At 42.2% G+C, this 10,771-nt stretch carries 13 protein-coding genes; 4 read left to right on the top strand and 9 right to left on the bottom strand.

The window, feature by feature from the left end; translation table 11 throughout:
- From HWQ37_RS14170 to HWQ37_RS14155, 4 genes are all read right to left on the bottom strand, one after another.
- A partial coding sequence (locus HWQ37_RS14170; protein WP_292748226.1) for an aminotransferase class I/II-fold pyridoxal phosphate-dependent enzyme occupies nucleotides 1-373 on the bottom strand: 373 nt, incomplete at its 3' end.
- Nucleotides 370-1,560, bottom strand: coding sequence for an iron-containing alcohol dehydrogenase family protein (locus HWQ37_RS14165; protein WP_292748225.1), 1,191 nt, complete (start codon nucleotides 1,558-1,560; stop codon nucleotides 370-372). The genes HWQ37_RS14165 and HWQ37_RS14170, both read right to left, overlap by 4 nt.
- A 31-nt stretch (nucleotides 1,561-1,591) precedes the next feature.
- On the bottom strand, nucleotides 1,592-1,735 hold the full coding sequence (locus HWQ37_RS14160; protein WP_292748224.1) for a hypothetical protein: 144 nt from the start codon (nucleotides 1,733-1,735) through the stop codon (nucleotides 1,592-1,594).
- Between the two features lie 512 nt (nucleotides 1,736-2,247).
- On the bottom strand, nucleotides 2,248-2,769 hold the full coding sequence (locus tag HWQ37_RS14155; RefSeq protein ID WP_292748223.1) for a Ycf51 family protein: 522 nt from the start codon (nucleotides 2,767-2,769) through the stop codon (nucleotides 2,248-2,250).
- Between the two features lie 176 nt (nucleotides 2,770-2,945).
- On the opposite strand from HWQ37_RS14155, the gene HWQ37_RS14150 reads away from it, so the two are divergent.
- Nucleotides 2,946-3,134: a DUF6887 family protein gene (locus tag HWQ37_RS14150; RefSeq protein WP_292748222.1), complete on the top strand. Its 189-nt coding sequence runs from the start codon at nucleotides 2,946-2,948 to the stop codon at nucleotides 3,132-3,134.
- Between the two features lie 106 nt (nucleotides 3,135-3,240).
- On the opposite strand, the gene HWQ37_RS14145 is transcribed toward HWQ37_RS14150, so the two are convergent.
- The 3 genes from HWQ37_RS14145 to HWQ37_RS14135 all read right to left on the bottom strand — a co-directional run bounded on the left by HWQ37_RS14145 (nucleotide 3,241) and on the right by HWQ37_RS14135 (nucleotide 6,258).
- Nucleotides 3,241-3,759, bottom strand: coding sequence for a hypothetical protein (locus tag HWQ37_RS14145; protein ID WP_292748221.1), 519 nt, complete (start codon nucleotides 3,757-3,759; stop codon nucleotides 3,241-3,243).
- Between the two features lie 283 nt (nucleotides 3,760-4,042).
- Complete coding sequence (locus tag HWQ37_RS14140; protein WP_292748220.1) at nucleotides 4,043-5,434, bottom strand: O-antigen ligase family protein; 1,392 nt, start codon at nucleotides 5,432-5,434, stop codon at nucleotides 4,043-4,045.
- Nucleotides 5,416-6,258 carry a YaaW family protein gene (locus HWQ37_RS14135; RefSeq protein ID WP_292748219.1) on the bottom strand — a complete coding sequence of 281 codons (843 nt, stop codon included), beginning with the start codon at nucleotides 6,256-6,258 and terminating at the stop codon, nucleotides 5,416-5,418. The genes HWQ37_RS14140 and HWQ37_RS14135 overlap by 19 nt, the downstream gene beginning before the upstream one ends.
- Before the next feature lie 128 nt (nucleotides 6,259-6,386).
- Here HWQ37_RS14135 and HWQ37_RS14130 point away from each other — a divergent pair, with 128 nt between their 5' ends.
- Nucleotides 6,387-7,475: an NAD(P)/FAD-dependent oxidoreductase gene (locus HWQ37_RS14130; RefSeq protein ID WP_292748218.1), complete on the top strand. Its 1,089-nt coding sequence runs from the start codon at nucleotides 6,387-6,389 to the stop codon at nucleotides 7,473-7,475.
- Between the two features lie 250 nt (nucleotides 7,476-7,725).
- On the opposite strand, the gene HWQ37_RS14125 is transcribed toward HWQ37_RS14130, so the two are convergent.
- Entirely contained in the window at nucleotides 7,726-7,953 is a 228-nt protein-coding gene (locus HWQ37_RS14125) for a hypothetical protein (RefSeq protein ID WP_292748217.1), read from the bottom strand.
- Between the two features lie 30 nt (nucleotides 7,954-7,983).
- Between HWQ37_RS14125 and HWQ37_RS14120 the strand changes: the two genes are divergently transcribed.
- Nucleotides 7,984-8,361 carry a hypothetical protein gene (locus HWQ37_RS14120; protein ID WP_292748216.1) on the top strand — a complete coding sequence of 126 codons (378 nt, stop codon included), beginning with the start codon at nucleotides 7,984-7,986 and terminating at the stop codon, nucleotides 8,359-8,361.
- Nucleotides 8,362-8,537: 176 nt separating this feature from the next.
- Complete coding sequence (locus HWQ37_RS14115; protein ID WP_292748215.1) at nucleotides 8,538-9,359, top strand: SIMPL domain-containing protein; 822 nt, start codon at nucleotides 8,538-8,540, stop codon at nucleotides 9,357-9,359.
- 433 nt (nucleotides 9,360-9,792) lie between these two features.
- On the opposite strand, the gene HWQ37_RS14110 is transcribed toward HWQ37_RS14115, so the two are convergent.
- A partial coding sequence (locus tag HWQ37_RS14110; RefSeq protein ID WP_292748214.1) for a WD40 repeat domain-containing protein occupies nucleotides 9,793-10,771 on the bottom strand: 979 nt, incomplete at its 5' end.

The raw sequence follows: 10,771 nt of genomic DNA, 5'->3' as shown, positions 1-10,771 counted from the left end.
GAACTAAATCACCAGGGTTAACGTAGGCGAGTGCTAAATGAGTTAATCCTTCTTTGGAACCCAGCAATGGCAAGGCTTCGCTATCGGGATCGAGAACCACACCATAACGACGATGATACCAATTGGTGATGGCACGGCGGAAACTAGCTGTACCTTCAAAGGGCGGATAACCGTGATTGGCGGGATCTTTTAAAGCTGCGATCGCCGCTTCGACAACTGGTGCTGGCGTTGCACCATCGGGGTTTCCCATACCCAAGTCAATTAAATCTAACCCTTGTTCCCGTGCTTTAGCTTTCAGTTCATCTAAACGGGCAAATACATAAGGTGGTAGTTTTTGTATGCGTTCTGCTGGGACAATCCAATTTAAACTCATAAAACCTCGTCACTCATTCCCTTGGGCGAAACTCGATTTGTAGTGTCTCTACTATCTATCGGTGCAGTGGTAGAAACCATTGCTGCCATTAACTGTTCTGGCGCGACTTTAAACGGTAGTCGATGGATATCAGAATTAGGAACTAAAGCCATTTCAGCAGCTGTTTGCAACTCGCCTAATGTAATATTCCCCAATCCCAAATCGCTTAATTTCTGGGGTAGTTCAATTTCTGTGTAGAACTTTAACAACTGTTGTCGTGCCGATGCTGCTAGTTGATTTCCTTGTAGCATTTCTTCTAAACGCAGTTGCACTAAAATCCCAAAAGCAACTTTTTCGCCATGAATACTGCCATGTCCTGAAATATGAGTTAAACCGTTATGCACGGCATGGGCGGCAACTGTGCGACACTGCGCCCCTCCAAGTCCCCCAACTACGCCGGCGAGTAAAACAGTCGCGTCTACAACTTCTCGCCAAACCTCACTACCTGGTTCTTCCAGGGCGGCGGCTGACTTTTGCAAGAGGATATCTCGCAAAACTCTTGCTTGTTGCACGGCAGCAATAATTAAAGTGTCTTGCAAATGTCCACTGCTAACTGAGGCTTCATACCATTTAGCGATCGCATCACCAATTCCAGCTACTAAGGTACGTTGTGGTGCAGTTTTAATCAAGTCATAATCGAGTATCAATAAATCGGGACAACGAGATAGCCCCACATCATACAGAAAAGCCCCATCTTCCGAATAAACATTTGATAAGGCACTCCAAGCTGCACAAGTAGCCCCAGAAGTCGGAATTGTCACCACTGGTAAATGTAACTGCTGTGCGACTAATTTTGCTGTATCTAAAGCTTTGCCGCCACCAACACCGATAATGACATCAGCTTTATGTTCTTTTGCCGTCTTCTGTAAAGATTTCAGACTAGCTTCGCAGCAATCTGCGCCATAAGAAGCTTGGACAGTATTTAACTGTTGTGCTTTTAAAACTGGTTGTAAATTTTGTTGGCTGATGGCGATAGTAGACTTACCTGCCACAATTAAGGGACGACTTCCCAAACAGGCGATCTCTGCTGCGGCTGTTTGCAACACCCCAGAACCACGAATTACTTTTGCGGGGGAAACTGTGAGCGTAAAGAATGAACTAGAAGTTTGAGTAGACAAAGAAGGTTGAGTAGATAAATTATTGGGCATATAATCTTGTTTGCCAAAACCTTGATATTTCTTAATCAAATAGACTGGCGATCGCGGATACTTGTTGCCTAGCTGATTTTACGATGGCTGCAACCTCACACCCGACTCGTTTGGATTTGAGCCAAGCAGTTAAATAAACAAGTTCTGTTGCCGACTGATTGAGTAGTTTGACCACATTTCTTAAATCTGAAAATGCCCATTGATCTGAAATTCCGAACTATCAAAGTTTTGAACAACCGTATATTAGTTAACATTACCATTGTCAGATTCTCAAGAAAAGCAATCGAGAATCGATCGTGTGTAGGCGATCGCGCTATTTCATAACCTCTTGATTTGCTGTCAAGAATTTTGAAAATGGCAACAGAGGCAATTAGGACAACAACTGACAAATCACAACTGTCAGTACCCATTACCCCACGCTGATTAACTTTTTCCCACAGTATAACCACTAAAGTGTGAATATCTTAATCTAAAAATAACCATTAATGTATCAGTAAATACAAAATAACTTTTGTTATCCTGATAACAGGTAAATTACTTTTGTTTTTTGGGAATGGGGCATTGGGCATTTGGAAAGAGAAGGCAGGAGGCAGAAGTTCTTTAATTTTGAATTTTGTTAGCGCAGCGTTAGCGAGTCCGCGAGCGTCATTTTGAATTTTGAATTGATTGCCCCCTACCCCCTGCCTCTTAAGCAGTAGGTTTTGGCAATTTGGCGAAATTGTCTGTGTAAATTTTGACTGTTACCGGGGAATTTTGATGAGAGAGGAGCGATCGCTTGACCTCACCCAAGTAAACTGGGATAGAAATTCCTGTTTCCCGGTGGATAATGGTACGGGCGCGAACTGTCAAATTATCGTCTTCCCGTGTACCTGAGCGACCATAAGAAAAGAGATTACTAGCTGCTTGACGTAAAGTTGCTTCTAACTGTGTGGGTGTAATTTTGGGTGATGTGGCAATCACCGCTTGGGTTGAGCCATTGTCATAAACTAGAGTGTACCGTGCTGCTCCGGGAATCACAGTCCGACTCAAGGGGACTATTGAGAGTCCAAATAAACCAGCAGTCACCACCAGCATAAAGCCAGTCGTACCCACCAGCCGAAAGCGAATGCCCCATTTGAGAATAAAAGCCAAAAATGTCAAGGCAGCAAATACCAGTGTAGCTATACCTGACCATTGGGTGTACTGAAGAAAGTTAGCTGTTGTGAGCATAAGGTTGGTTATGGATGCGTCTTTTTTTCGTTACCGACACACCCATTTTACCGATCGCTTACACCGATTACCTGTAAGGTTGCATAGATAGAACAACTTGCTCAAGCCGCTTGTATCACCAAGCCTAATTTTGTACAGTTTTACAAAGAATTGGTACTACACCATAAAGGTTATCGATGAATAAGCCTAACTTTAGAGAAATGACACGCAAGCAATTGCGAGATTATATCTTACAAAATCGTAGCGATACAGAAGCAATTCACGCCCTAGCATTACATGTTCAGTATAATGGCAAACGTCTTAATTCAGTAGATGAGCTACAACAAATCATCCAAGAAAAACGTAGCCAAGGCTTAGAACCATAGCTAAAAAAACATCATCATTCCGTTAGTGAGTAATTTAATTTAGGTTTTAGCGAATAAAGCTGGGAAAGAAATTGCTTAACCGACTTCCCCAGCTTCCCCAGTTTTTCTAAAATAGTATTGGCTCACCAGAAACAATATGGGAATTTTGAGATGTCTGCAACTTTGTTTGAACGCTATCAATGATTGCTAGCCAATCGGCATCTCTGTTCCATTCAGAGCGAATCCTGGTTTTAGTCGCCGCGTCGTAGAGGTTACAAAAAACTACATTCTCTTTTCCAGCAATTGCAGCAATAATCAGGGGTTTGGAAAAGTCTTGGACTAGTGATGCAGCTAAAAGGAAAGTTTTAGCAAAGTTTGTTTCTATCCCAGTCCTAACAACATAAGTTTCATCCGCTCTAACAACGATATGTAATTTATGGTTGATATTTCCCCTAAATTCTCCCGATTTTAATTTCAGTTCAGATATATACCCAGTTAGCCCTGTTTTGTGGACAGGAATAGTTTGATCGTTATTGATATCGTAGTTGTACCACAAGTATGATTCCCCGTTTAATTCTCCGCTTTTCACATGCAAATAAATAGGTTCTGGTGGGTTACAAAGACCTAATTTCACTTCAGTAACCATGTTTTACATTCCTTTATGAAAGATAAAAATTTTTCAGATATTGGTCAAATTCAATCTTTTTAAAATATTGTTTAACTGAATAAAAATAATAAATATACAAGAAGGGCATCTACAAGAGATGCCCGTCATGCAGGAAAAACCTAAAGGTTCTCCCTACACCTTCCCAACAATCAGCAACAGTGACTAATTAGGTATTAGTCACACTCACAGACGTGAATATAATAATCTTATGAACTTAAAACTCTCAATGTCGCCAGTGCATACACTGAAAAAAAACTAATAGCTAGTTTTGATGAGATGCAAGCCTGTCTTTTTCGTGATAACGATGTACTACTCCCGAAATGGCAGCCAAAATTAACCATGAAAGCGCATTCAAACGAAAATCGAAGAGGGTTACATCTACTGTATTCAATAAAATCCACCCAACAAAGGCCAGAAGATAACTAAAAAATATCAATCTGTCTGCTGTATTTATATATTTTGAATTTTGCAGTAATTGGACACTTGTAATCAAAATCCAAGCGAGTAAGCCACAAAATAAAAAAGCACTAGGAAAACCAGTTTCAGCAGATAACATTAAAAACAAGTTATGGGGATGACCCAAAGGAATCTGCATCTTTGCTTTGTAAAGTTTACTAAAACTGCGTAACCCCCAGCCAGTCCAAGGATGTTGTTGAGCCAAAGACCAGGCAAACTCCCACTGAGTTTTTCGCATTAAAGCAACTGGTCTATCTGGATACATATCGTCATTTAGCCTTGCCCAAAAGAAGGCAGGAACTACCAAGCGAAAAATTTGAGCGATCGCTGAGGGAGCAAAAGCTGCTAAAAACACACTAGAGACGATCGCAGCAACGCTACCTACAAGAATGCGCCAACCCTGGTAGAGTGCATAAGCTAAACAGGCAAAAATAGCGATCGCCCATCCATTGCGTGAGTTGGTGAAAATTAAGGTAATAAAATCCGCAATCACCGCTACGGTTAGGAAGATAAAGGGGAGTGGGGATGAGGGAGAATCATTGAATAAGTCTCTCCCTTGTCTCCCTTGTCTCCCTTGTCTCTTCTCCACGCCCAATCTCCAATACCCAATCCCTAATCGCCACTGTTCGATCCACAACCCTAGACCAAGGATGAAAATTATTACTAGATAAGCTGCGAAGGTGTTAGCGTGCAAGAAAAGGGAAGCAATACGACCTGGTGGGTTTCCGCCCGGTCTGATTGTCCAACTAAACACAACCCACACAAACTGAAACTTGAAACTCCAGCCTAAAAATAATTGTCCCAAACCCATAATTACCACTGGCATGGAACCAATCACTAAAGCCCAAGCCATTTGCCGCAATTGGGTAAATGTTTGAATCAGAGCGCTATGGGCAGCGAAAAGTAAAAAGAATGGTAATAAATTAAATAAGCCGAGAAAAGCTGCTGTTTTGTCTTGGGCAAAGCCAGCACAGACGATTAGCAATACACTCAACAGGGCAAATCCCCAGTTGAGGGGGCGGCGATTAATTTTGTGGGATTGTTTCAGCCAAGTTATTAATGAGACAAACCCTACAGTCACAGCCCCCACTAAAGGACTCAATGGGAAGATTAACAATGCCCATAGAGAGTAGTTCCAAGCAGATTGCCAACGAGACTTGAAATATTCAAAAACCTTGTTCAAGCTGGCTCCCAACATTCCTCACGAGTGAGGCGAATTTGAGCTAAGGCGAAGATAGTAGGGATGATTCGACCATAGTTAGTAGCGATCGCTCTCCACCCTAAATCCGCAAAAAACCAAGTCCACATGATTGGCCCAATCACAGCAAACATCGTGCGGGCTGCCCCATAACGAGCTGCACTCACTGTCATACCCCGTTGCGCCATTTGCATCGTTACATAGCTTTGAAATTGCGTTGCAGCTGCTTCTGAGCCTGTTATTGCCGCTTGTTTGGCTACTTCATAAGTAGCAAAGTGGATGGCAAATTGACGGGCAATTTGCTTAAGTACAAGTGGCTGGAGAAGAGAAGTAACTGCGATCGCACTACCGCCTTTGAAAAGTAACCCCAAGGGGTCACGTTGTAATAAAAGTGGTAGGGGTTCTTTTAGTTCTGATTTGAGCAGCTGACGCTGCACCTGTATAGTCAATTTTTGTTTTTCTTGTTCCGGCAATTTTTTCCACACCTGTCCTAGCAGATGCAAAAATACTTCTGCTTCTAAATCAATAGTTGCCAGCCGATAAGAATAGGGAATTTTTAGATACTTACATACTTGAACTAATGCTTGTCGGTAAGTTACCTGCCCTGTGCGTCCCCGTAATACTGTCATCCCATCTGCCGCCAAAAAACGAAAGCGACCTTCTAGTGCGTCTAACCAAGCTTTGCGGTCTTGGCTTTGCACTTCGATGGGTTCGGGTGTGTGTACATAGTCTAAGGGATTGAACTTACGACTAAATAAAATTGCCGTTAAATCTTGCAATTCTTCTTCGGTCGCTAACTCTAGCGCCGCCCTCATTTCATCCAATTTCCCATCCTCCCTTCCGTGCAGCTTTCTGTACCTTATTCTACTATTAGCTATTTTGTCCTTTGTTATTCATCCTTGGTCATTTGATAAATAATGACTAAGGACGAATAACAAAGGACTATTGACTCATGACTGATATTGCAGTGATTGGTGCCGGAATTGCCGGTTTAGTCTGCGCCCAGCAGTTAAGTCAAGCTGGATATTCGGTGGTAGTGGTGGAAAAGTCGCGTGGTTTGGGAGGAAGATTAGCTACACGCCGCTTGCATGAAACTTTGGCGGATCATGGGGCTTGTTACCTGAAGCCAAAGGGTGAATTATTTAGAAGTTTTGTGGAGATATTGCGATCGCGCCATATCCTCGAAGTTTGGACAGATGAGGTTTACGAACTCACAGCAGACGCTCCTTTATCTGAACCGAAAAACCGCAGTCCGCGTTATGTTGCACCTGGGGGAATGAGTGCGATCGCTAAATCCCTCGCCCCAGGGTTAGAAATTTTACTGAATCAGCGTGTCATCGCTATTACCCCTACTCCTGAAAATAGCTGGCGTTTGACTCTCGAATCTAGTAATGAAGAATTAACTGCAAAAGCTATAGTTGTTGCTATTCCTGCACCCCAAGCGGTGATGCTGTTAGAACCTTTGGGTGAAAGTGGATTGGATGCAGCCTTTCTTGATAACTTGCGTTCTGTAGAATTTTATCCTTCGATTAGTGCGATCGCTGGATATCCTTCTACATCTCAACCCCTCCCTCAGTGGAAAGCTCTAACTTTTATCGATGATGCTGATTTAGCATGGATTGGTTTAGACAGTAGCAAGCGTCCAAACCCTCAACAACCACATTTTGTGGTGCAAAGTAGCGCTAATTTTGCCCAACGTCATTTAGAATCACAGGATTTACAACCTGCGGGACAATATATGTTGCAACGAGCAGCTGAATCTCTATCCCTTCCTTGGCTGAATACTCCCGAATGGATGCAAGTACATCGTTGGCGTTATGCCTTTCCTAGCCGTCCTTGGCACGAAGCTTTTTTGTCTGCCGGAACTCCTTTACCTTTAGTTTGCTGTGGTGATTGGTGTGGCGGCAATCTTGTCGAAGGTGCGATGCTTTCTGGATTAGCTGCGGCTGATGAAATTAATAATCAGTTAGCTCATCTACCTTTCGATAATGTGAACTTTTTAAACGTTTTTGTACGATCATTTCATCTGTCGCTAGACTGATTCTGCACGATAGTAAGTCGGTATTTTGATGACTGACTAAATTAAAGTGCAACAAATAAGTTTTTTAGATGAAATAGCAAATTTTGTCGCAAACCTAAAAAGTGATGTCAATTACCTTAAAAGCTTAACTTCATGAAAAACTTGTTCCTAATTCAAGTTGTTTAATTGCTGTTAATCTTGATCCCCTAGCCTTGATGCTGCGTTTTATGTAGATTTCTGGTTTTTTGTCAGAAATTTGAAATAATTAGGATTATAAATCTAAAATGTCGGTAACTTGCCAGCTTATTGGACGCTGTTTTAATAAGTCATGCTGTGAGACAGTATAAACTTTAACTAAAATAAGCACAGCCAAAGGTCTGAGATAGTACCAAGATAAGAGGCTAGTATCGGGGTTGATTGCATCTATCAGTTGAATTACTTCTAATTGATTGTCATCACGATATTGCCATCTAAAAAAGTTATTTTCTCCACCAAGCATTGACTTGATTAAAAAGGGAGTTTAAAAACCATGAAAACGGTAGTAAATTTAACACAACAATCCATAGTGGGAGAGATTGAAAGTATTTTGAATACATATCCATCCCATCCATATCAACAAGCCTTTGCGATTCCCGATTTACGCCAAGAGCTAATTAGTTTTGTCCTCAATCGCATTCCCTCTTTTTACAGCGTCATGTCTGACAAACAGATTCCGCTAACGGAGGGTGAACAAGGAAGCTTGCCTTATTACAAATTGCCTCGTAAGCCTTTAGAGCAGCAACTACATTTACAGAATTTGATTCACCAAGGCATTTCTTTAATCGTTCAAGAAAAGTCAGATTGGATTAGCCATCGTGTTTGTGAAACAGTTCAACCAGCTTGTGAACCCTCTCACTGGTTTGGTTAATAGTTCTAACAAGATTTAGCTCTCTGCTGAGATATCATAACGTCCACAGTGAATTTTGAATTTTTGAGCTAATACCACAGCCTTTAGTTGTGGGATTAGCTCAATATTTTTTTAAGTATATTCCTATTGAGGTGTAAACTTTTACCATTACTAACTTGAATGGACATTCCCAGGACATGAGAAAAATAACTGCTTTAATGCTAAGTATTAGTGTGACTGTCGGGGTGGGAGCATTAACACCCAAAGTCACTAATGCCCAATTATTTTACCCACCAGCAAGCGATCGCCATTCATTAATGGTAATTGGTCAAGGGGTAGTGAGAGTGCCAGCAGATACAGCAGATATTGAGTTTGTATTCAGTAGTGGAGGTAGCAATGATGACTTACAAATTCAACCGTCATCTCTACCCGAAACCCGTCGCATATCCTCGCCGACTCTACTTTTAAATTACAAAACAGCAGCAGAATCTTCGCCAAGCAAAAAACCCTTAACTAAAGCAACTCTTCAGCCTGTAGTGGATAGCTTAGTTGCGAAAGGGATCGGTGCTGATAAAATTAAAGTGCAAATTAACCCTGATTCCAGTGAAAATAACGCCAAGATATTGGTGAGACTCGAAAAACCAACACGCGAGCGCGTCCAGGAAATTGTTGCTATAGCGAACAAGTCCACGAGCCAAATTGAAAACCTTTCTGTCAAGAGTGTAGGTGTTGACTACGCAGTAAATGACTGTCAGACTTTGCAGAGTTCAGTTTATCAATCAGCGATGAAAGATGCTCAAAGCCGCGCTCAGGCTTTAGCGACTGCGATGGAAGTTAAACTTAGTACTCCTTCTGTCGCCGAGCCATTTTACACATTATTTTATCCCTCATGTAGTTCTAAAACTGGAGTTCCTTTACCATCGTTTGCTAGTTTTTTATTAGCACCAGCTTATAATCCAGATGCACCGGCAGAAGTTGAAATGAAAAAGGATATTTTTGTGACCTATACAACAAAATAGACATTTATATTTAGTGCGATCGCACTTTGATTTAGTCAAAATTGGAAGTGCGATCGCTTAACTATTTTATCCTGAGTCTAATCAATAATGTTATTAACTCAGTGGAATCAAGGAAACAATCTATACATAAATTTTCAAGAATACATTTGGGAGTAGAACCGGAGGTTTAACTCGGAAGTTCGACCTTTTTGCTCGGCCATTCGTGTTCAGAACTTGAAACACTAAGTTCAGAACTTGAATTTTGTCCTTTTGTTATCAAGCGATGTCTACGACGGGCGTAGCTGCGGCATCCAATACGGTTCGGTTAAGTGCATAGGTCTTAAAGATCCCCCTTAGTCCCCCTTAAAAAGGGGGGTTGGGGGATCGAGTCTTATCCGAACCGTATTGCGATCGCATCCATCACCTACACCCCTGCCCCCTACTTCCCCTCTCCCTACTGCCTTGGACACACCTTAACCGCATCAGGATGGCTAGCCAAATAACCCTTAAGCCAACTGCAACCCTGTGCTAATAAATCATCAAGATTCAGATTCCACAATTTGATGGTATTGTCATCACTGGCGGAAGCTAAAGTTTTGCCATCTGGGCTGAAGACAACGCTGTAGACCGAACCGCTATGCCCACTCAGAGTGGTAATTTCTTCGCCCGTGTCCAGATTCCACAATTTGATGGTGTTGTCAAAACTGGCGGAAGCTAAAGTTTTGCCATCCGGGCTGAAGACGACGCTGAAAACTGAATCGCTATGCCCTCTCAGAGTGGTAATTTCTTTGCCCGTGTCCAGATTCCACAATTTGATGGTGTTGTCAAAACTGGCGGAAGCTAAAGTTTTGCCATCCGGGCTGAAGACGACGCTGAAAACTGAATCGCTATGCCCTCTCAGAGTGGTAATTTCTTTGCCCGTGTCCAGATTCCACAATTTAATTGTCTTGTCAACACTGGCGGAAGCTAAAGTTCTGCCATCCGGGCTGAAGACGACGCTGTAGACTGAATCGCTATGCCCTCTCAGAGTGGTAATTTCTTTGCCCGTGTCGAGATTCCACAATTTGATGGTGTTGTCACCACTGGCGGAAGCTAAAGTTTTGCCATCCGGGCTGAAGACAACGCTATAGACCGAACCGCTATGCCCACTCAGAGTGGTAATTTCTTCGCCCGTGTCGAGATTCCACAATTTAATTGTCTTGTCACCACTGGCGGAAGCTAAAGTTTTCCCATCCGGGCTGAAGACGACGCTGTTGACCGAATAGCTATGCCCTTCCAGGCGATTTTGTTCACGAATATTAGTACTAGATAGAATTCTCTGTAAACTAAACAAAGGGCTGTATGCTGGATAGTCTGCTAAAGATTGTTTATCCTTGACCAATACCTTTGCCAATTTACGAGGGTTCAACGCCTGTAGACACGTTATGAATACG

The organism is Nostoc sp. NMS4 (assembly GCF_017115095.1).
Classification (GTDB): Bacteria; Cyanobacteriota; Cyanobacteriia; order Cyanobacteriales; family Nostocaceae; genus Nostoc.
This window is presented reverse-complemented; position numbering and strand designations above follow the sequence as displayed.

What these genes read in the sequence shown, in the direction of transcription:
- HWQ37_RS14145 (WP_292748221.1), bottom strand. Translation starts at nt 3,759, where the DNA reads ATGGTTACTGAAGTGAAATTAGGTCTTTGTAACCCACCAGAACCTATT.
- HWQ37_RS14150 (WP_292748222.1), top strand. Translation starts at nt 2,946, where the DNA reads ATGAATAAGCCTAACTTTAGAGAAATGACACGCAAGCAATTGCGAGAT.
- HWQ37_RS14155 (WP_292748223.1), bottom strand. Translation starts at nt 2,769, where the DNA reads ATGCTCACAACAGCTAACTTTCTTCAGTACACCCAATGGTCAGGTATA.
- HWQ37_RS14140 (WP_292748220.1), bottom strand. Translation starts at nt 5,434, where the DNA reads ATGTTGGGAGCCAGCTTGAACAAGGTTTTTGAATATTTCAAGTCTCGT.
- HWQ37_RS14130 (WP_292748218.1), top strand. Translation starts at nt 6,387, where the DNA reads ATGACTGATATTGCAGTGATTGGTGCCGGAATTGCCGGTTTAGTCTGC.
- HWQ37_RS14120 (WP_292748216.1), top strand. Translation starts at nt 7,984, where the DNA reads ATGAAAACGGTAGTAAATTTAACACAACAATCCATAGTGGGAGAGATT.
- HWQ37_RS14165 (WP_292748225.1), bottom strand. Translation starts at nt 1,560, where the DNA reads ATGCCCAATAATTTATCTACTCAACCTTCTTTGTCTACTCAAACTTCT.
- HWQ37_RS14125 (WP_292748217.1), bottom strand. Translation starts at nt 7,953, where the DNA reads ATGCTTGGTGGAGAAAATAACTTTTTTAGATGGCAATATCGTGATGAC.
- HWQ37_RS14115 (WP_292748215.1), top strand. Translation starts at nt 8,538, where the DNA reads ATGAGAAAAATAACTGCTTTAATGCTAAGTATTAGTGTGACTGTCGGG.